Here is a 20,358-nt window from a genome sequence, read left to right as displayed (position 1 = left end):
GGACGACTCAAATGATAAGAGCCATGACCCAAGCGGATTTTAGCGCCTTCTGGCCAAGCTTCGAGGCAGTGATTCGCGCCCAACAGACTTACGCCTTTGATCCGAATATGAGTGAGCAACAAGCCTATGAGCTTTGGTGTATATTGCCAGCTAAGTGTTTTGTATATGAAGAAAATGGTGAAATACTAGCAAGCTACTACCTAAAAGCTAATGCCATGGGGCCTGGTAGCCATGTGTGTAACTGCGGATATATGGTTAGTGAAACGGCTCGCGGCAAAGGTATCGCTAAGCAGCTGTGCTTGCACTCTCAACAGCAGGCATTACAACTCGGCTTTAGCGCCATGCAATTTAACTCGGTAGTCTCTACCAATGAGACGGCCATTGCTCTGTGGAAAAAGCTGGGATTCGATGTTATCGGTACCATTCCCAATGGTTATCAACACAGCGAACAAGGCTTGGTGGATTGTTTAATTATGTTTAAAACCTTAGCTACTTAAACTATCGCAACCTTCTAAACATTTCCGTCAACCAACGCTTACTGCTCTAATCACTGTAAACAAGTAATGGCTCAGTTTTACAACACCTTTGTTGATGGCTACGAGATATTAAGCCGTTAGTCAGTTTGACCAAGTATTGTAGTAGTTGATGGCTTATGCCTTAGATAAGCAAGCCATCAACCAATCAATAAAAGCTTTATTTCTTGGCCTTGTTTGCTGACCTTGAGGGCAAATTAAATGATAAGCACGCCCTGAAGATACGCTTTCAAAAGGCGCGATTAGCGCCTTCGTATGCAACTTTTCTTCTATTAGCGCAATTCTTCCCATCGCCATACCCATGGAGTAACTCGCGGCTGAATTTGCCATGTCGGCATGGTTAACTATCATGCTAGCCTCAGGAAGCACTAATCGTTTCACTTGCTCATCACTTTGCTTTTCAAGCCATAACTTCCATTCATGTTGAGGTTGGTTCGATTCAAGCGATTCAGAACAATGGATTAAAGTCAGGTCACTAAAATTTTCAGCTAACAGCTGGTTACTTTCAAGTGGCTCACCTTTGTTATCAACAGTATTCAATTGATTCTCATAATAACTAGGCGAACAAACCGGAGTAATGTATTCATCAAATAACTTTTGGCTGAAAAACTCAGCGTGGTGCCTCTCGCTATAATAGATAGCCAAATCCACTGGTTCATGTTGAAAATTTAACGGACTCGCCTTCACTCTTAGCTTGATATTCAAATTGGGGTACATCGCTTGAAATTCAGGTAAACGCTTTAACAACCAGCTTTGCGCAAATGTCGGCGCAACGCCAAGATACAACTCTCCCCTTAACTCCTTAAACCTAATATCGTCTATCTCAGAAAAAATCAGGTCAAAAGATTGATTAAGCGCTTGTAGTAAGCGCTCTCCTTCTACGGTGAGTTTTAAACGCCTTGTCAGCCTTACAAACAACATAAAGCCGAGTTGCAGCTCTAGCTGCTTGATTCGTTGACTTACCGCCCCCTGAGAAATAAACAACTCTTCCGCCGCTTTGGTAAAGCTTAAAAACTTAGCCGCCACACTGAATGTGTGCATGTTGGTGAGTTGCTGTTGTTTTTTGTCCATTAAACTAAACATTATGCTTATGAATTAGTGTAGCTAATGTATATAACATATATTTTAGTTTGTCGCCCTTAATGGAAAGGCTTTTAATTAACTCAATTAATCCGTATAGAGAATCCTCATATGAAAAACCAACTTAAAATCACCATTATTGGTGCTGGTTCTAGTTACACTCCAGAGCTTGTTGAAGGCCTAATTCATCGCAGCAGCGAACTTCCTATCGGTCAACTTTGGTTGGTAGACATCGAAGAAGGCCACGACAAGGTCAACATTATCGGTGAGCTAACACGCCGTATGCTCGCTAAAAACAATTTGGAACACATAAATGTGCATGTCACGCTGGATCGTAAAGAAGCCTTAAAAGATGCTGATTTTGTTTGCTCTCAGTTCCGCGCGGGTTGCCTCGAAGGTCGTATTCGCGATGAACGTATTTCTCTAAAATACGGCATGATTGGACAAGAAACCAACGGTCTTGGTGGTTTTGCTAATGCTTGCCGTACTATCCCTATCGCACTTGAAATTGCCCATGAAATGGAAGAGTTGTGTCCAGATGCTTGGTTACTCAATTTTACCAATCCATCAGGCATGGTGACCGAAGCTATTCTTAAGCATACCAAGGTGAAAGCGGTCGGCTTATGTAATGTGCCGGTTATCATGCAAAAAGGCATTGCCAAAATGCTTGATGTAAACGAGCAAGACTTTGTCTTACAAGTTGCGGGATTAAACCACTTCATTTTTGCTCGACAAGTACTTATTAACGGTCAAGACAAACTCGAAGACATCGTTGATGAGATGCTGTCAGGTAACGATACGCTGGTTCCTGCAAACATACCGGCATTTGATTGGCCAGAACAGTTACTGCGTAACATGGGCATGATTCCATGTGCTTACTTGCGTTATTACTACACTAGCCAAGATATCATGCAGCAAGAAATTGTAGAGGCGAATGGCGAGGGCACCCGTGGTGAAGTAGTTAAAGCAATGGAAGAACGCCTGTTCGATATCTATCGTAATCCAGCTCTTAGCGAGAAACCTAAAGAGCTAGAGAAACGAGGCGGTCAATATTACTCTGAAGCAGCTTGTGAGCTAATGAGCTCAATTTACAACGACAAACGTGCCATCATGCACGTTAATACACGCAACAATGGCACTATAGCTGGTCTGTCAGATGATTGTGCGGTTGAAGTAAGTAGTATGATTACTCGCTCTGGCCCCGTACCACTAAACGTTGCACCGTTCCCTTCAGATACATTACGCCTTATTCAAATGATGAAAGATTTTGAAACACTAACCGTTGAAGCAGCAGTAGCAGGTGATCGTAATATCGCCCACCGAGCGCTAATTCTGAATCCATTAGTCACAACAGGCTGCATTTTAGAAGAAGCGTTAAATGAAACGATTGACGAAAATTTAGACTTCATGCCTCAGTTCCGTTAATCCTTCACCTCTTTTATCGACAATGGGTGCGGCATTGAGCCCCCCATTATCGATAGTCATTACCCTAAACATAGCCTCTTTAGGGTCACTAATGAGCACTTACCCTCTAAGGTCGACAACTCTATTGTAACTTTGCCTAAGGGAGTAGAAAGTTTTGGCCTACTTTGGCATTACTGCTTTCAGTTTTATCCTTTAGCTCCACGCCTGAGTACCCCAACTGATTAGCTTGTTCAATTAAATAGGCTAAGCGAAATGCCGCGTCGTCAACCGACATGCCTGCCGAGCGAATGTTAGATAAACAGTTGCGTTTGGCTTCTTCAATGCCGGGATAAGCTTGATAAGTGAAGTAAATGCCTAAGCTATCGGGCGAGCTTAAACCTGGCCGCTCGCCCACCAGTATTGCCACCATTTTCGCTCCCAAGGCGTGGGCTACATCATCACCTACAGCTACTCGGCCTTGCTCAACAATTATCAATGGCGCGATAGATAAACCTAAGCCAACCACCTTAGGCAGCAAAGCCGCTAACATTGAGCTGGCGTTTTCTCTAATTGCGGCTGAAGATAGTCCTTCGGTCAGCACTAGCACAATATCGTAACTAGCGAGGTCATTCGCTAAGGTTTGCTTCGATGGCTCATCAAGCAACCGGCCTAAATCGGGACGTTGTAAGTACGTAGCTCTATCACAGGCTTGCGAGCTGAGGTGTTTAACACCTAATTCAAAACGGGTTAGCTCCACGGCTAGCTTTTGATAATCCAAAGGCATTAATACAGCGTCTCGCGCTTGCGCATGAGCTAATTGAAAAGCTAAATGTGCCTTGGTGGGTAAGCTAGAACCCGCTCTGCCTAAAGCAATTCTCGCATCGGTGTGTGTCTTTAATGATTGCCAAGGGTTCTCAATCACCAACTCTGCGAGCGCAGGTTTAGTCACCAATGAGTTAGATTTGTCATCGCTCACTTGCGCAACTCCTTACTCACCACATCAAAGGCTTTTGGCAACTGCTGCTTAAGCGCTAAATGGCCATGGTCATCGGTGATTTGTTGCTGTTGTAACCAAGCCTCAAACTCTGGCGCAGGTTTTTTCCCAGAAATCTGCCGAGCAAATAAGGCATCATGAAAAGAGGTGGTTTGATAGTTCAACATAATGTCATCTGAGCCAGGAATGCCCATTATAAAGTTAACCCCAGCACTGACTAACTGCACTAATAACATGTCCATGTCATCTTGATCGGCATCAGCATGGTTGGTGTAACAAATGTCGCAGCCCATAGGTAAGCCTATTAACTTGCCACAAAAATGATCTTCTAAACCGGCTCGAATAATTTGCTTCCCGTTATACAAATACTCTGGCCCTATAAAACCCACCACGGTATTAACTAATAAGGGCTTATAGCGCCGCGCGACAGCGTAAGCTCGCGCTTCGCAGGTTTGCTGGTCAACCCCGTGGTGACTATTGGAACTAAGCGCACTGCCCTGCCCGGTTTCAAAATACATCACGTTGTTGCCTTTAGTGCCACGCTTGAGCGATAGCGCTGCACTGTAGGCTTCATCTAACAAGGCTAAGTTAATACCAAAGCCTTGATTAGCTTGCTCGGTACCCGCAATAGATTGAAACACTAAATCTACAGGTGCGCCTAAACTGATCGCTTCTAAGTGGGTAGTTACGTGGCTAAGCACGCAACTTTGGGTGGGAATTTGATAATGCTGAATCACTTCATCCAGCATCTTCATTAAGGTGGTAACAGCCTGCAAATTATCGGTAGCGGGATTAATACCAATCACCGCATCACCATTGGCATACAATAAGCCATCTAAAATGCTCGCCGCCACACCAGCAGGATCGTCGGTAGGGTGATTAGGCTGTAAGCGCGTCGACAAGGTTCCACTTAACCCCAAGGTATTGCGAAATGCCGTCACTACTTCACACTTGCTAGCAACCAAAATGAGATCTTGAATACGCATCAACTTGCTAACTGCAGCCAACATTTCAGGCGTAAACGCGGGTGCTAACGCTGTTAGCTCCGCCGCGCCAACCTGCTCATTTAGCAGGTAATTACGCAAATCGCCCACGTTCAGATGAGCAATAGCCTTAAATGCTTGAGCATCATGACTATCAACAATCAGTCGTGTTACTTCATCACAATCGTAAGGAATAAGCACTTCATTAAGAAAGTGGCTTAAAGGCAGTTCGGCTAAGGCCATTTGCGCCGCTACTCGCTGATGGTCACTTAATGCCGCTAAACCCGCTAATTGGTCACCGCTGCGCAAGGGAGAAGCCTTGGCCATTAACTCTTTTAAGCTGGCGAAACGAAACCGCTCCCCACCCGCATTCATTACAAATTCAGCCATTATGTATCCTACATAATTAGCGCGTTCTTGTTAGGCGCACTAAGAATCAATTTAGTAACACAGTAAAAGACTTGTTTAAGCCTGTCGATTAACAAGTGAATCATTAGCATCAAACAAAAAGCCAGTAAGAGCAATAGCTAGAATAATCTGCTCTTTCAATGGCCTAGGCTTAGTGTGTGAAGAAGTGGAACGCTCGTATCAACTTATCTGCTTTTACTCATAAATAAGCTGTAGATTTGGCCATGCGATTAACCAGCCTTTTGCGTTTACCCGCTGCTCAAATACCGCTCTCTGCCGCTTAGGGTTATAGCTTATTTGTGCCCTAAACAAAGAGTCAAAACCAAATGCAGCAATACACTCGAAGCGATGCTTATCCAGCAAGCGAATTGCCACCGCGGTTTCTTTCTCAGGCCAATAACGCATTGCATCTAATGAGTTCAGGTATTGCGGGTCGCCATTGCGTTTATGCATGATGGCTTGATTACGTACTTGCCAATTTAAACCAGGCATTGCGCTACTAAGCACTTTCTCATAGGCCAAATATTTGTCAGGGTCAGTTTCGCTGCTATCAAAATAGATAACATCTACATCGTTTAGCTTGGTAGGTACTACCTTGTGATGCAAATGATCCCACACTAAGTTTCGAACAAAACCAGCAGCAATATAGCAATCGGGCAAGTTTAGGGCCTGAACGTACTCAAGCGCCTGTACTCGAGGAAGATCTTGTTTTACTAACTCGATAATCGTTTGCATTAAAATGTCTTGAGATAGGTTTGATAAATAATCACGTTTGCAACACTTTGGCATTGTTTAGCGAAACGGCCAATACAAAAGCGCGATTCAAAACTATTTATACATTCTGACAAAAAGCAATAGTAGAGGCGATCAACACTCACCTCTTTTAGTTTTAAGGATCACTGACGTTTTAACACACTTTATAACGGGCAGTTTGCATTGATAATAAACGCTTATAAGCTAATTCTTGTCGAACGGCTTGCGAACCTTGGCACCAATCATGGTTAAGGCTTTCCCATAAGGGATCGTTGGCGGCTAAACCCAGTGCTTGCAAATACACGCCGTCGGCCACCACAAACTGGCTTTTGTAAGGCAGTATTACCCCGCCCCTTTTAGTCTGCAGTGCTAGGGCTTCTTGGTAGCTAGCACACCAGTGGTTAAGCAACGCCATGCAAGCATTGGAATACCAAAACTTGCCACTATCTTGTTGTTTAGGCTCGCTATGCTCACAGGACAATACCGCTTGGGCGTGTTGCCAATCGTTAAAGCCAGCTTGGCGTGCTACATATAACAAAGCGTGTTTAAGTTGTGGTGATTTGCCTTTGGCTAAGGCGGGTAACGGAGAGTCAGCAGTATGACGCTGTTTAAGCAAAATTTTACTGCGGATCTTAAGTTCTTCAATAGCAGATAACATCTCTATGTTCCTAAATACTTATGTTGTTCCCCGCAAAACAATATTCAGAATGACATACAGTGTCGTAATGATAGGTCGCTAAGCTTAGCGTACTTAAGGGTGAGTTCCTCTTGGCGGGCAGGCGCCCCTTTAGCACCTGCCGTCATTCTGCCAAAAGCTCGCCGTTTATTCAAGCCGACTAATGAACAAACTTTAACCTGATGAATCGCGAGCAGAAGTCTCCACCGAACTTGACGATTCGACCTGTTCCTCGGGTAGCAATAAACTTAGTGCAATAGCAATTAAGCCGCCCGAAGTCACCGCAGAACCAAAAACATTTTGAGCCAGTTTGGGCGCGTGTTGCAGTAAATCAGGCACCATCGTCACACCTAACCCTACCCCAAAAGACACCGCCATTATGAGTAGCTTTCGGCGATTAAGTGCCTCACTGGCGATGATTTTTATGCCCGCGGCAGCAACCGTACCAAACATAACAAGGGTTGCTCCACCTAACACGGGTTTAGGGATCTGTTGCAGCACCGCACCCAATAGTGGGAACAAACCCAGCACCACCAAAATGGCCGCAATGTAATAGCCAATATAACGGCTAGCCACGCCAGTTAGTTGAATCACTCCGTTGTTCTGACTAAAAGTAGTATTGGGAAAGGTGTTAAATGTTGCCGCTAACAAAGAGTTAACTCCATCAGCCAATACGCCGCCCCGAATACGTTTTAAATAAGCGTCGCCTTTAATTGGCTGCTGCGAAATAACGCAATTTGCGGTGATATCTCCGGCGGATTCAATGGCAGTAATAAAATAGATAAGCCCTATGGGTAGAAACGCGACCCAATCAAAACTAAAGCCATACTTAAAAGGCACAGGAATACTAAACCACGGTTGAGAGCCAAGTGCAGAGAAATCGAACTTACCCATGAACGCAGCAATCACCATGCCTATCGCCAATCCAATAACAATCGATGATAAACGTAACCAAGGGTTTGAGCAGCGGTTTAAACCAATAATCACCGCCAATACCACAAACCCTAAACCAAGGTTTGGTAAGCTCCCAAAGTCAGGCGCTTTAAAGCCACCCGCCAAATCTGTCATGCCCACTTTAATCAGTGAGATCCCAATAATAGTGATAACAATACCGGTCACCAGCGGTGTAATAATGCGCTTCATCGCCACTAAACACTGAGAAAGAAATATCTCGATAAAGGCACCTAAAAAACATACGCCAAATATAAGCGATAGCATTTCTTCTGGCCCGCCACCTTGGCTTTTTGCAATAAACCCGGCCGCCAATACCGAGCCTAAAAAGGCAAAACTAGTGCCTTGCACACAAATCATGCCTGCGCCTATTGGGCCAATTTTCTTCGCCTGAATAAAGGTGCCGACACCCGATACAATCAAGGCCATGCTAATCAAATAAGGGATGTGTTCACCTAGACCTAGTACGCCACCAATAATCAGTGTTGGGGTAATCACCCCAACAAAACAAGCCAACACATGCTGTAATCCTGCAAAAAAAGCTTCGGCCGCTTTGGGCTGCTCGTCTAGCGTGTAAATGAGTTCCTGCGATGCTTCGGTTTTCATCTTTGGCTCCGTTCATTAACATTCGGCTATCGCCGCCCAACCTGACCATTCAGTCAGTTTAATAACGCAACAAACTTGCCAGTTTACCTTTTTGTAACATTCGGGAGTTCTACAAGCCGCCTGTATCAAAGGTGCAGAGCGCGAAGGGAGAAAATAATGTCGAGTAAAATATGCCAGCAAAAACATCTGTAGCAAGCGTGATCATGGTGCGAATTTCGCAAACCATGCACCACATGGTGTCACTTCCAAAAGCCTAATAAGCGATTCGTTTAAACCGGTAGCTTTATCCGTTTTTCTGCTGTTTACCATTTCTAGAGTCACTAAAAGTGCTAATCATAAACAAGCATTAAAAAACTATAAATAACAGTCAGATAACTGTCTTTCATTAACGACACATAAGCACTAAAACCAAGAATATTGCGTGATGTACCTCACAGCTTAGTGACAAACTCAATTCTTAATTTAAATATCAATTAAGCCTGTTCTAGTATCTTGCCCAGCCATAACTGGTTTAAGTTCGCCCCCCAATAAAAGTAATCCAAGCAAGTAATAAGATACAGGGACAAAGCTTAGCAATATCAGGATGATATGAGTGTTACCTTGCGCAAACTAGATTTGTTGTAGCCAAACTTGAGTCGCTAAGATTCAGGCTTATAACAAGGCATTTAACTAACACCCATGCCACATGTTTTTTAAAACACTATCATGGAGATACAAATGCGATTATCAACTGCCTCGGCACTGATCGGAGCGACGTTTAGCTTATTAGTCAGCAGCGGGTCTTATGCAGCACCCACCGTTACGATTGATTTAAGCACCCAAAAATTTATTGGTGGCGTGTCTAAGTTAGACCGAGAGAAGTACTTTAATCTACATACCACCCACTCAGAAAACCAAGTCACCAGTGACGAATTGGATTACCTAACTAACGAGCTAAACGCAGGCTTTGGTCGCGGCTTTTGGAGTCCCTTCTCAGCGCACAAAGGGCACGATTCTTACCCTAATGAAGCCACCGCCAAAACCAACGGCGCAAAAAATGTGGCTAACACTAAAAATCATAGAAACTATGCCTACTTTTCAGATCGTTACATCGTTACCGATCACCCTCGCAATGCGTTCGCAGCTAACCAAGATCCGGTAAAAGCCGCAGAATGGGCCGCCAACTACTTCAAATATTACTTTGACGACAGCACACGCCCTATTTTCTATGAGCCAATCAACGAACCCTTTGTACATGCCGGTGAATTTGGCATCGATGACGATTTAGCGCGTAGCAAAATTACCGAGCTATTTAAGCAAATTGGCAAAAAGTTTGACCAAGAAAACATCAATACCCAGTTAATTGGTTATGCCGGTGCTTGGCCATCCATGGAATTGTGGGACTTTAAACACTTTGATACACGTATGAAGATGTTTATGGATAGCGCAGGTCCATACATGGATGCGTTTTCGGTGCATTTATACGATGGAGTTAACGTAACCGGAGCAAATAGTCAGCGTTCTGGCAGTAACTTAGACGCAATCTTAGATTTAGTTGAAAGCTACAGTTACCACAAGTGGGACCAAGTTAAACCCCTAGCCATTACCGAATACGGTGGAATTGAAAAAGGCTATGGCGATAGTTACAGCGACATTGCCAGCGTGCAGTCGGTTCGCTCAATTAACAACATGTTATTTCAACTAATAGACCGCCAAGACCGTTTGCTTACGTCTATTCCGTTTATTACCGGTAAAGCCGCGTGGCACTATAACGCTACCAATAACTGGGAACCTTACGGAGCCGTAGTATCACGCCCCGATCCCACCAGCATTGTGAATGGCAAACCCACCAAGTTCTTTTGGACACCGCGGATCCACTTCTACCAATTATGGTCTGAGGTAAAAGGCCTACGGGTAAAAACACTCTCTGATTATGAAGATGTACAAGTACATGCTTTTGTTGATGGTAATACCGCTTACGTAGCGCTAAATAGCTTGTCTGAAAGCAATCAACAAGTGAACTTAGATTTTGTAAATAGCTTTGGCAGTATTGCCAATGTGAGTAAAAAATCCTTAAAGATTTATACCAACAAAGCGCCTATTTACCAAGACCAAGCCAGCATTAACACACCTAATTCTGTAGATTTAATTCCTGGTGAAACCGTAGTATTGGCTTATCGCTTCAACGGAAACCTTGAATTAAATAATACCGTTAAGGTAAACAACTATTACAGCAGTACTAACCTGCAAAAAATTACAGCTAATCAAGTGCTTAACTTTGACATTAACAATGTTGATTTAGCTAATGGCGATTCGATACTTAAAGTGAGTATTGGCCGTAAACACAACAAATCAAAGCAGCCAATTGTGAAAGTAAATGGCACCGCAGTTTCGGTACCCAGTAACTGGAAAGGTGGCGACCAAAGCTCGCGAGATGACTTTTTTGGTACATTACGCATACCTGTAAACAATCAACTGCTAGCGAAAAATAACACCATTAGCCTTACCTTCCCTGACTCTGACGGCCGTGTTAGCTCGGTAGTTTTAGAGGTTCATAACCAAAGCAATGCCACCACAAACGAAGACAAAATTAGCTTTGCAGAACAAATCATCAGCCTTGCACCTGGTAGCAATTACGCCGTAACGGTGAACTATGAAGCCTCTATGAGCCGTGATCTTGTGGTATCGCTGTGGAACGGCCAAACCTACCTAGCAGGACAAACCCAAAATGTAGCCGCTGGTAAAGGCAGTAAAACCTTCGAGATCAGCTTAAATACGCCGACTCAAGCAGGCGAAGAAGATTACATACTCAAAACCAATATCCGCCCACAAGGTGGCGACGTTGCCAGCATTATTCAACAAAGCCAGATCAACGACATTAGTATTGAAGATGATAATGGCGCGGGCTTCGATCAACTAGTATTTGTAGACAGCTTCAGTGAGTTAACTAGCGCCTTGCAATACACCGTTGAACTAGATTATTCGGCAATGATAGAGCGCGACCTAGTCGTTGAAGTTTGGAACGATGACAATTGGTTAGCAGCCGGCAAAACCACAGTGAAACCCGGTGACGGCCGAGCGAGCGTTACCGTTAAACTAGGCACTGCACCTGTGGTAGGTAGCACCACCTACATTCTTAAAGGGTCTATTCGCCCGGTTGGTGCTTCGTGGCAACAAAACATCGATTTTGAGCAAATCACTAACATTACTATTGTGAATGCTCTTCCTAGCGAAGACAGCACTAAATTGCTCGTAACCGAGAAAATGTTAGCGCACGCTCAGCAACAGCAATTTGATGTTGAATATAGCGCCACTGAACAGCGCGACATAGTTGTAGAGCTGTGGTTAAACGATCAATGGCTGACCCAAGCTACTACTACGGTAGAGGCAGGCGAAGGCATTGCTCAGCTAAATCTTGAATTAGATGACATACCTGTAGCGTCAAACGGTTACACGCTTAAAAACAGCATTCGACCAGTAGGTACCGAATGGCAAAGTAATATAGCTAGCGACCAAATAAACGACTTAAGCGTTGTTGCAGAAGGCATTACCCCACCAACATCCTGGACTAACCTACAGTTTAAACACAGCTATAAGTGCATTGACGTAGCCAACGGTAGAACTGAAAATGGCAGCCAATACCACCAATGGGACTGTAATACTCAAAATACTAACCAGCGTTTTAGGTTTACCGACTTAGGTGATAATTGGTTTGCGATTAAAGCACAAGTAAGCGAAAAGTGTGTGGACTTAACCAATGGTAGCCAAGCCAATGGCGCGGCAATTCAGCAATACAATTGTGGGGCAAATAACCCCAACCAAGCTTGGAAGTTAGTAGACAAGCAAAACGGCTGGTTTGAGCTGCGCGCTAAAAAATCTAACGCCTGTATTGATGTAAAAAATGCCAGCGCTAACAAAGCTGCTGCGATTCAGCAGTGGCAGTGTGGTAGTCAAGCTAATCAACTAATACGCTTTGTAGAATAAAGCGCAAAATAAAGCAAAACCACTAGCCGCGGCATCAAGCTTAGCGGCTAGTTCCCCTCTCCTTTTTATCCCTATAAATCACAGCCGCAACATTTTGGCTACATCAACTATGCTTGGTAAAAGCTAAACGCTGATGAATGCCTAAGTGTGGTGCGTTTTCAATCAAACGCTGCACCACTATTTAACAAGCAACAGCCACTAGCCCCGTAACAATTATTACCAGTAATCTCAACAAAGCTTGTGCAAATGGGCTTTTTTGACTTAAATCAAAAAACATGACCAAGTGGCCAGCTTTTTGCTATCACTAATCAACACCTCACCGCCGAAATAGAAACGGAGTTCTTAATGAAACTAAATAAATGGATAAGCGCAGCGGCGTTTGCTGTAAGCAGTTTACTTGCCCCTGCTAGCATGGCAGCAGACGAGCCGCTAAAAGTAGGCTTTGTCTACGTTGGCCCAGTAGGTGATCACGGTTGGAGTTACGAGCACGATCAAGGTCGTATAGAGATGGAACAACACTTTGGTGGCAAAGTAAGCACTACTTTTGTAGAAAATGTACCAGAAGGTGCAGATGCCGAGCGAGTGATTACTCAGCTGGCAAAATCGGGCCACGATGTGATATTCACTACCTCGTTTGGATTTATGAACCCCACTATTAAAGCGGCTAAGCGTTTTCCTAAAGTACGTTTTGAACACGCCACTGGCTACAAGCGCAGCAAAAATGTCTCTACCTACATACTTCGTACCTATGAAGGACGTTATGTATCGGGCGTAGCGGCAGGCATGACCACCAAAACTAACGTTATTGGTTACATTGCCTCCTTCCCTATTCCAGAAGTCATTCGCGATATTAACGCGGTATACCTTGGTGCTAAAAGCGTTAACCCAGACGTACAAATTAAAATTGTTTGGGTAAATACCTGGTACGACCCCGGTAAAGAAGCCGACGCTGCCAATGCCTTAATGGACCAAGGCGTAGACATTATTTTGCAACACACCGACAGCCCCGCGCCACTTATCGCAGCAGAAAAACGCGGCATGATGGGCATTGGCCAAGCCTCTGACATGAGTCATTTTGCCCCTACCGCACATATGTTCTCAATTCGAGATGTGTGGGCACCACATTATATTCGTACTGTAGAAGAAGTGATGGCAGGTTCTTGGAAGCCAGAAGATTATTGGGGTGGTTTTGCCGAAGAAATCCTCCAGGTGGTATCGGTTAACCCAACCTTACCCGAAGAGGTAAAAACCGCCATTAGTAGTTCAGAAGCCAAAATTAAGTCTGGCCAATTCCATCCTTTCACTGGCCCGATGAAAGACAACCAAGGCAAGGAAGTTATCCCGGCGGGTAAAACTCTAAACGACAAAGAGCTAGCCAGCGTGATGTGGTACGTAGAAGGTATCGACGCCACCATTCCAAAGTAGCATTTGACTTAAAAGCCCAGCGTTTAGCTGGGCTCACTAAGAGATACAAGCATGACCTTAGCCTTACCTATTATTGACATTGCCGCACTAAACCAAGCAGACAGCCAATGTTGGCAAGAAGTGGTGGACGCGATAGATGCAGCTTGTAGAGACAAAGGTTTTTTTTACGTGACCGGTCATGGTATTCCACCAGAGCAATTTGCAGCAGTGCAAAGCATGGCCGCCCAGTTTTTTGCCTTAAGCGAAGATGAAAAAAGCAAAATCGATATACAACGCTCAGTTAATCACCGAGGTTGGGGCCAAGTTAGCGCCGAGCAATTAGACCCCGCAGGGCCGAAAGATTTTAAAGAAACCTATGATATGGCCTTGGATTTAAGCCCCTATCACCCGCAAGTGGCCAAATATTCTCTGCTGTACGGGCCCAACCAGTATCCCAATCTTGACGGCTTTGCTCAGCTAATGCAGCAGCATTACGAACTCACCCTACAGGTTGGACTCAAAATACTACAGGCAATGGCTATTGCTTTAGGCCAAGCGGAAAACTTTTTTAGTAAAAACTTTAGCTGCCCGATTAGTGTGTTGCGGCTGATTCATTACCCACCACAGAAAAATAGCAGCAATGGTGCTGGCGCACATACCGACTACGGTTGCATCACCTTGCTTTATCAAGATCACATTGGGGGCTTGCAAGTGCAGGATAGAAACGGCAATTGGTTAGATGCCACACCACTAGCAAACAGTTTTGTCGTCAATATCGGTGATTTAATGCAGCGTTGGACAAATGGTAAGTACAAATCTACGCCACATCGGGTCACCAGCCCTAACAAGCAAGCGACCCGCTTCTCTATGCCTTTTTTTGTAGAGCCAGATTTTGACACACCAGTAAATACCTTAGCCTCTTGTTTAGCCGAGGGAGAAACATCGAAGTACTCAGAAGTTAGCGCCGGCGAATGGATTTTATCGCGCTTCGCAGATACCTACGCCTATCGCAGCGACACTGAAACCAATTAAAAAATTTAACCTTAAAGTTGACCATGTAGACAACTTTAAGTTTGTAACAAAGGTAGGAGCAGTATGTTACAGCTAATGATTAACGACCAAGCGATAGCGCTCAGTCAGCAAGCGGCAGACACCATGCTGCTGAATTTTTTGCGTGAACAACGCAGCTTAGTCGGCACCAAAGAAGGCTGCGCCAGTGGCGATTGTGGCGCGTGTACCGTGGTAATGGTGAGCAAGACCGCTCAAGGTAAATTAAGCTACCAGCAAATTAATAGCTGTATCACTCCGCTACATTCTTTGCATGGCAAACAAATCATCACTGTAGAGTATTTAAAGCAAGGCCAGCAATTACACCCAGTTCAACAAGCGGTAGTAGATAAACACGGCAGCCAATGCGGATTTTGTACTCCCGGCTTTGTAATGTCTTTATATGCCTTATCACGCCAAGAGCAACAACCTGAACATCCCGAAGACTACCTAGCAGGTAACCTTTGCCGCTGCACCGGTTACGGCCCCTTAATAGAAGCTGCTCAACAAGTTGCAGCAGCGCCCGCCACTAATGACCATATCCAACAAAGTGAAGACACCGTACAGCACTGGATGGGCAAATGCGAACCATTAAATAGCGTGAACTATTGGCAACCTAGTAACCGCCAAGAGCTTGCCGAAATTCGCCAGCAACACCCCGACGCTAAATGGATAGGCGGCGGCACGGATTTAGCCTTAGAAGTTACTCAACTGCATCAGCGCATTCCCAAGATCATCGATCTCACCGCCCTACCAGAGTTAAGCAAAATCAAACGGTTTGAAGGTGGCTGGCGGATAGGTGCCGCCGTACCCTTAAGTGACGTTCATGCTTTTATGCGGCAACACTACCCCACTACCGATGAGATTTTTGCACGATTGGGCAGTATCACCATCCGCCACCGCGCCACCTTAGGCGGCAGTTTGGGTAACGCCTCACCCATTGGCGATATCGCACCGCTATTAATCAGTTTGAACGGAAAAATTGAATTAGATGATGGCCACAGCACCGAACTATATGCTCCAGAAGATTACATCACAGGTTACCGTGAAACGCGCTTAAAGCCAGAGCAATGGATTAGCGCAATTCACTTGCCCGATTTAGATCCCGACATTCAGCATCAAATCTACAAAGTCAGTAAGCGCTATGAAGATGATATTGCCACGGTAGTATTAGCCGTAGCGCTCAAATACGACAGCAATAAGCTGGTAAGCCACTGCGTGATTTCTGCCGGTGGCGTAGCCGCAAAGTCAGTGCGCTTAACTGAGCTAGAAAACTGTTTGCTAGGCGAAACCTTTACCCCCCAAAAGCTTAAACAACTACAAGCGTTGGTGCCGCAATTTATCAAGCCGATTGACGATGTAAGAGCCAGCGCAGCTTATCGAGTGATGCTAGTGCAAAACTTGTTCAAGCGCTTCTATTTGTACTGCCACCAATTGCCAACGAGGTTAGCTGCCCATGCGTAAGCTAACGACTCAGCAATTACATCAAGTGGGTATTAGCGAGATTGTAGGCCAATCTGTTCCTCACGAAAGTGCAGCGAAACAAGTGGCTGGCGCGGCACTATTTGTAGACGACCAAAACCTGCCCGCAGGGTGTTTACACGCTGCTGTGATTACCAGCCAAATTGCCAAAGGTTGTGTCAGCGAGCAGCAACTTGACTCACTCAATGACAATCCAGACGTAGTGGCGGTTATTCGCTGCGACGATATTCCCGGTCATCAAGATATTGGGCCAATATTCCCAGGTGACCCCTTGCTCAGTGAGCAGGAGATTCGCTATCACCAGCAACCGATTGCGCTAGTGCTCTGCCATAACCACCAGCGTGCCTGGCAAGTTGCAGCGCAAGCTAGCCAAGATGTAGTGCAATATCAATCTCAAGTTGAACCCATATTGAACGCAGAGCAAGCGAGCCAAACCGGCAACCCAGAACCTTTTGTACGGCCCTCGCACCGTATGGGCACAGCGGTCAGCCAAGCAACACTTAAACAAAGCGACATTTTGCTGAGCGCAGATCAACACATCGGCGGGCAAGAACACTTTTATTTAGAAGGGCAAGTAAGCCTAGCGATGCCAAGCGAAGACGGCATTTTACTGTATACCTCTTCACAGCATCCTAGCGAAGTACAAAAACTGATTGCCGAAGTGCTCAATATTGCCTTTCATCGGGTCACGGTAGATATGCGCCGAATGGGTGGCGGCTTTGGCGGCAAAGAAACCCAAGCCGCCCAATGGGCATGCTTGGCTAGCCTCGCGGCTTGGCAAACCGGTAAGCCAGTAAAAATTCGTTTACCACGCAGCGTAGATATGGCGGTAACCGGTAAACGCCATCCCTTTTACAATCGCTATCAACTAGGTGTAAGCCGTGACGGTGTGATTGAAAGTGCCAAGCTAGAAGTAAACGGGCTATGTGGTCACTCGCCAGATTTGTCTGACGCCATTGTTGACCGAGCGATGTTCCATAGTGACAACGCCTACAGCCTAAGTCAGGCAGAAGTAGTGGGTAATCGCCTTAAAACCGACACAGTATCGCACACTGCTTTTCGTGGTTTTGGTGGCCCTCAAGGCATGATGCTTATCGAGCAAGCCATGCAAGACATTGCCATTGCTACCGGCCAAGACCCCTTAGATGTTCGCTACAAAAACCTTTACCACGCAGGCAATGCCACCACCCATTACGGCATGCCCGTTGAGCAACACCAAGACATGTGCAATCTGCTCAAACAACTTGAACAAAATGCCGACTACCGTAAGCGGCGCCAACAAATAAACCAATGGAACCACAGTAATCCCACCATTAAAAAAGGGCTGGCGCTAAGCCCAGTTAAGTTTGGCATTTCTTTTACTGCCAAACACCTTAACCAAGCGGGTGCATTAATTAACGTGTATACCGACGGCAGTGTTCAGCTAAACCATGGCGGTACTGAAATGGGCCAAGGTTTACATACCAAGGTGCAGCAAATTGTGGCGCAAACTCTTGGTATTCCTTTTGACTACGTGCTCATCAAATCCACGCGTACCGACAAAGTACCGAATACCTCGCCTACCGCAGCGTCTTCGGGCAGTGACCTAAACGGCATGGCAGCGCATTTGGCGGCCGCAGACATTAAGCAACGTTTGTTAGATTTTGCGCAAAGCCACTACCAAGTCAGCGAAGAGCAAATTCAATTTGAAAATGGCCAAGTTACCTTAGGTGAAAATACTATTAGTTGGGGTGAACTGGTGCAGCAAGCGTACATGCATCGGGTGCCTCTCTCTGCCACTGGCTTCTATAAAACACCGAAGATTTGGTACAACCGTGAGCAAGCCGAAGGCCGACCGTTTTACTACTTTTCCTTAGGCGCTGCTTGCAGCGAAGTAAGCATAGATACTCTTACCGGAGAAATGAGCCTAGACCGAGTCGATATTTTGCATGATGTGGGCGCTAGCCTTAATCCTGCCATTGATATTGGCCAAATTGAAGGCGCGTTTATTCAAGGTGTAGGTTGGCTAACTACTGAAGAATTAGTGTGGAATGAGCAAGGTCGCCTGCTAAGTCAAAGCCCAGCTAACTACAAAATCCCCACTATTGGCGATTACCCCAAACAAATGAACATTAGTTTGTTTGACCAAATGAACCCCGAGCACAGCATCTACCGCTCAAAGGCGGTGGGCGAACCCCCCTTTATGTTAGCCATTAGCGCCTGGTGCGCCATTTATGATGCGGTTGCGTCGATTAGCCAACATCAGCTCGCACCGCAGTTAGATGCTCCCGCCACTGGCGAGCGAATACTTATGGCCTGCCAACGCCAATTTGATTTCTTGGAGGCACAAGATGCATAACTGGAATCAGAGTTTACAGCCTCACAATTGGTTAGACGCGTGTGGCTATTTGAAGGAGCAACAACAGGCTTATTGCATTGCTACTGTTATTGCCGAAGCGGGTTCTACTCCCCGTGCGAATGGTGCAAAAATGGTGATTAGCCAACAGCAGCAATTCGATACCCTAGGTGGTGGAAATCTAGAATATCAGGTGATCAAGCACGCCCGTGATCATCTGCAACACGGTCAAAACGGTACTCAAATAGAGCGCTTTTCATTAGCGGCCGATTTAGCCCAATGTTGCGGTGGCGCGGTGCAAGTACTGTTTGAATATTTCGCGGTTAAACAAGCACATATCACCATTTATGGCGCAGGCCATGTTAGCCATGCACTGTGCCAAATACTGTCACAACTGCCGTTTAGCCTAGAGGTGATTGATAATCGACAAGACTGGTTGGACTCAATCGCCAAATTAGGTGTGAACACCCACTATCATCCAGAGCCAGTGCAAACCATTAGCGAACTAAAACCAGCCAGTAATGTGCTGATTATAAGCCAAGACCATAGTTTAGATTTTGAACTGAGTTTGGCCGCACTAACGCGCCAAGATTTACACTTTGTCGGCGTGATTGGTTCGGCCACCAAAGCCCAGCGATTTAAATACCGACTAGCAGAAAAACTCGCTAAGCCAGAACTTAGTGAACAATTGGTTTGCCCTATTGGCTTACCTGAAGTGAAAGGTAAATTACCAATGCAAGTGGCCGTGTCGGTGAGTGCCCAACTGATCAGCCTATTGCATAACGATCACTCAAACGCTGATCAGCCAATCTTAAACGACACTAAAAGAAACCAACATAAACAACAGTGGCAAACGGTTAACTCTCTGCGCAAACAACTGGCCGGAGAAAGCAATGAGCAATAACCAAGTGCAACAAACGCTAAGTGAGTTAAACAACTTGCCGCTTAGCCAGTTTGTTAGCCAAATGGCCAGCATTTGCACCAGTAAAACGTGGCAGCAACAGCTGGCCAGTTTACGCCCTTTTCAATCACCCGAGCATTGTTATCAAATGGCCATTCAAGCCTTTAGTCAGCTAACTGAGCAGGACTGGTTAGAGGCCTTTGCGGGTCACCCGATGATTGGTGATTTAAGCAGCCTGCACAAAAAATACAGCCAAGGCAAAGACTTAAGCCAAGCTGAACAAGCCCAAGTGGCCGATGCTCAACAAACTACCCTACACGCACTACTTAAACTAAATCAAGATTACCTACGCCGTTACGGCTTCATTTTCATCGTGTGCGCTAGCGGTAAGTCAGCTGACCAAATGCTGCACTTATTACAGCAACGTTATGGCCAAAGTCGCCAACAAGAATTAATCACTGCTGCCAAGCAACAGCAGCAAATCAGCCTTCTTAGAATGGAGAACTTATTTTGAGCACATTGAGCTGCCATGTACTAGATACCAGTTGTGGCCAGCCTGCGGCTGGCATTCCCGTAGAAATTTTCCGATTTGGCGAAACCCAGAGTTTAGCTAAAGGCGTCACTAATCAAGACGGCCGATTTAGCTTTGCCGAATTACAGTTAGACGCCGATTGTTACTGCCTGCGTTTTATCACCGAAGATTACTGTAATGAACATTTTAAACAGTGCTTCTTCCCCTTAGCCGATGTGGTGTTTAACAGCGAAGAAAGCCAAGCCCATTACCACATTCCCCTGATATTAAGTGGCTTTAGCTACTCAACATATCGAGGCAGCTAAT

Annotated in this window: 16 protein-coding genes; 10 read left to right on the top strand and 6 right to left on the bottom strand. The window is 45.4% G+C overall.

The genetic code is table 11. The features are described 5' to 3' along the window. Positions 1-11 precede the first annotated feature (11 nt). Positions 12-497, top strand: a complete 486-nt coding sequence (locus tag ACLD71_RS14225) for an N-acetyltransferase family protein (protein ID WP_411991097.1) — start codon at positions 12-14, stop codon at positions 495-497. A gap of 153 nt (positions 498-650) precedes the next feature. On the opposite strand, the gene ACLD71_RS14220 is transcribed toward ACLD71_RS14225, so the two are convergent. After that, positions 651-1,604: a LysR substrate-binding domain-containing protein gene (locus tag ACLD71_RS14220; protein WP_411991096.1), complete on the bottom strand. Its 954-nt coding sequence runs from the start codon at positions 1,602-1,604 to the stop codon at positions 651-653. Positions 1,605-1,724: 120 nt separating this feature from the next. Here ACLD71_RS14220 and ACLD71_RS14215 point away from each other — a divergent pair, with 120 nt between their 5' ends. Further along, positions 1,725-3,038 carry a 6-phospho-beta-glucosidase gene (locus ACLD71_RS14215; RefSeq protein WP_411991095.1) on the top strand — a complete coding sequence of 438 codons (1,314 nt, stop codon included), beginning with the start codon at positions 1,725-1,727 and terminating at the stop codon, positions 3,036-3,038. A 136-nt stretch (positions 3,039-3,174) separates the two neighbouring features. On the opposite strand, the gene eutC is transcribed toward ACLD71_RS14215, so the two are convergent. The 5 genes from eutC to ACLD71_RS14190 all read right to left on the bottom strand — a co-directional run bounded on the left by eutC (position 3,175) and on the right by ACLD71_RS14190 (position 8,388). After that, positions 3,175-3,993 carry an ethanolamine ammonia-lyase subunit EutC gene (gene eutC / locus ACLD71_RS14210; protein WP_411991094.1) on the bottom strand — a complete coding sequence of 273 codons (819 nt, stop codon included), beginning with the start codon at positions 3,991-3,993 and terminating at the stop codon, positions 3,175-3,177. Beyond that, positions 3,990-5,384, bottom strand: coding sequence for an ethanolamine ammonia-lyase subunit EutB (locus ACLD71_RS14205; RefSeq protein WP_411991093.1), 1,395 nt, complete (start codon positions 5,382-5,384; stop codon positions 3,990-3,992). Before ACLD71_RS14205 ends, eutC begins: the two co-directional genes overlap by 4 nt. A gap of 213 nt (positions 5,385-5,597) precedes the next feature. After that, complete coding sequence (locus ACLD71_RS14200) at positions 5,598-6,137, bottom strand: nucleotidyltransferase family protein (protein ID WP_411991092.1); 540 nt, start codon at positions 6,135-6,137, stop codon at positions 5,598-5,600. A gap of 172 nt (positions 6,138-6,309) precedes the next feature. Continuing rightward, on the bottom strand, positions 6,310-6,813 hold the full coding sequence (locus tag ACLD71_RS14195; protein ID WP_411991091.1) for a hypothetical protein: 504 nt from the start codon (positions 6,811-6,813) through the stop codon (positions 6,310-6,312). A 192-nt stretch (positions 6,814-7,005) separates the two neighbouring features. Beyond that, entirely contained in the window at positions 7,006-8,388 is a 1,383-nt protein-coding gene (locus ACLD71_RS14190) for a nucleobase:cation symporter-2 family protein (protein ID WP_411991090.1), read from the bottom strand. Positions 8,389-9,105: 717 nt separating this feature from the next. Between ACLD71_RS14190 and ACLD71_RS14185 the strand changes: the two genes are divergently transcribed. From ACLD71_RS14185 to uraH, 8 genes are all read left to right on the top strand, one after another. Then, positions 9,106-12,351 (top strand): RICIN domain-containing protein, encoded by a 3,246-nt coding sequence (locus tag ACLD71_RS14185; protein ID WP_411991089.1) that lies wholly within the window; start codon positions 9,106-9,108, stop codon positions 12,349-12,351. 345 nt (positions 12,352-12,696) lie between these two features. Continuing rightward, on the top strand, positions 12,697-13,776 hold the full coding sequence (locus ACLD71_RS14180) for a BMP family ABC transporter substrate-binding protein (RefSeq protein WP_137675168.1): 1,080 nt from the start codon (positions 12,697-12,699) through the stop codon (positions 13,774-13,776). 51 nt (positions 13,777-13,827) lie between these two features. Beyond that, positions 13,828-14,787, top strand: a complete 960-nt coding sequence (locus tag ACLD71_RS14175) for an isopenicillin N synthase family dioxygenase (RefSeq protein ID WP_411991088.1) — start codon at positions 13,828-13,830, stop codon at positions 14,785-14,787. A gap of 63 nt (positions 14,788-14,850) precedes the next feature. Further along, positions 14,851-16,266 (top strand): xanthine dehydrogenase small subunit, encoded by a 1,416-nt coding sequence (gene xdhA, locus ACLD71_RS14170; protein WP_411991087.1) that lies wholly within the window; start codon positions 14,851-14,853, stop codon positions 16,264-16,266. Further along, entirely contained in the window at positions 16,259-18,622 is a 2,364-nt protein-coding gene (gene xdhB, locus ACLD71_RS14165; protein WP_411991086.1) for a xanthine dehydrogenase molybdopterin binding subunit, read from the top strand. The genes xdhA and xdhB overlap by 8 nt, the downstream gene beginning before the upstream one ends. Further along, positions 18,615-19,523: a xanthine dehydrogenase accessory protein XdhC gene (xdhC, locus tag ACLD71_RS14160; protein ID WP_411991085.1), complete on the top strand. Its 909-nt coding sequence runs from the start codon at positions 18,615-18,617 to the stop codon at positions 19,521-19,523. The genes xdhB and xdhC overlap by 8 nt, the downstream gene beginning before the upstream one ends. Then, complete coding sequence (gene uraD, locus ACLD71_RS14155) at positions 19,513-20,034, top strand: 2-oxo-4-hydroxy-4-carboxy-5-ureidoimidazoline decarboxylase (RefSeq protein ID WP_137675163.1); 522 nt, start codon at positions 19,513-19,515, stop codon at positions 20,032-20,034. The genes xdhC and uraD overlap by 11 nt, the downstream gene beginning before the upstream one ends. Next, the gene (uraH, locus tag ACLD71_RS14150; protein WP_303515302.1) at positions 20,031-20,357 is read left to right on the top strand and encodes a hydroxyisourate hydrolase; all 327 of its coding nucleotides are present in this window, start codon (positions 20,031-20,033) and stop codon (positions 20,355-20,357) included. Before uraD ends, uraH begins: the two co-directional genes overlap by 4 nt. Position 20,358 lies beyond the last annotated feature (1 nt).

The sequence above is a fragment of the Agarivorans sp. DSG3-1 genome (assembly GCF_046774965.1).
Taxonomy (GTDB): domain Bacteria; phylum Pseudomonadota; class Gammaproteobacteria; order Enterobacterales; family Celerinatantimonadaceae; genus Agarivorans.
The sequence above is the reverse complement of the archived record's forward strand: the minus strand, read 5'-3'. Positions and strand labels throughout refer to the sequence as shown.

Coding starts and splice junctions, on each gene's coding strand:
- ACLD71_RS14225 (WP_411991097.1), top strand. CDS start 12: ATGATAAGAGCCATGACCCAAGCGGATTTTAGCGCCTTCTGGCCAAGC.
- ACLD71_RS14220 (WP_411991096.1), bottom strand. CDS start 1,604: ATGGACAAAAAACAACAGCAACTCACCAACATGCACACATTCAGTGTG.
- ACLD71_RS14215 (WP_411991095.1), top strand. CDS start 1,725: ATGAAAAACCAACTTAAAATCACCATTATTGGTGCTGGTTCTAGTTAC.
- ACLD71_RS14205 (WP_411991093.1), bottom strand. CDS start 5,384: ATGGCTGAATTTGTAATGAATGCGGGTGGGGAGCGGTTTCGTTTCGCC.
- ACLD71_RS14200 (WP_411991092.1), bottom strand. CDS start 6,137: ATGCAAACGATTATCGAGTTAGTAAAACAAGATCTTCCTCGAGTACAG.
- ACLD71_RS14195 (WP_411991091.1), bottom strand. CDS start 6,813: ATGTTATCTGCTATTGAAGAACTTAAGATCCGCAGTAAAATTTTGCTT.
- ACLD71_RS14190 (WP_411991090.1), bottom strand. CDS start 8,388: ATGAAAACCGAAGCATCGCAGGAACTCATTTACACGCTAGACGAGCAG.
- ACLD71_RS14185 (WP_411991089.1), top strand. CDS start 9,106: ATGCGATTATCAACTGCCTCGGCACTGATCGGAGCGACGTTTAGCTTA.
- ACLD71_RS14180 (WP_137675168.1), top strand. CDS start 12,697: ATGAAACTAAATAAATGGATAAGCGCAGCGGCGTTTGCTGTAAGCAGT.
- ACLD71_RS14175 (WP_411991088.1), top strand. CDS start 13,828: ATGACCTTAGCCTTACCTATTATTGACATTGCCGCACTAAACCAAGCA.
- xdhA (WP_411991087.1), top strand. CDS start 14,851: ATGTTACAGCTAATGATTAACGACCAAGCGATAGCGCTCAGTCAGCAA.
- xdhB (WP_411991086.1), top strand. CDS start 16,259: ATGCGTAAGCTAACGACTCAGCAATTACATCAAGTGGGTATTAGCGAG.
- xdhC (WP_411991085.1), top strand. CDS start 18,615: ATGCATAACTGGAATCAGAGTTTACAGCCTCACAATTGGTTAGACGCG.
- uraD (WP_137675163.1), top strand. CDS start 19,513: ATGAGCAATAACCAAGTGCAACAAACGCTAAGTGAGTTAAACAACTTG.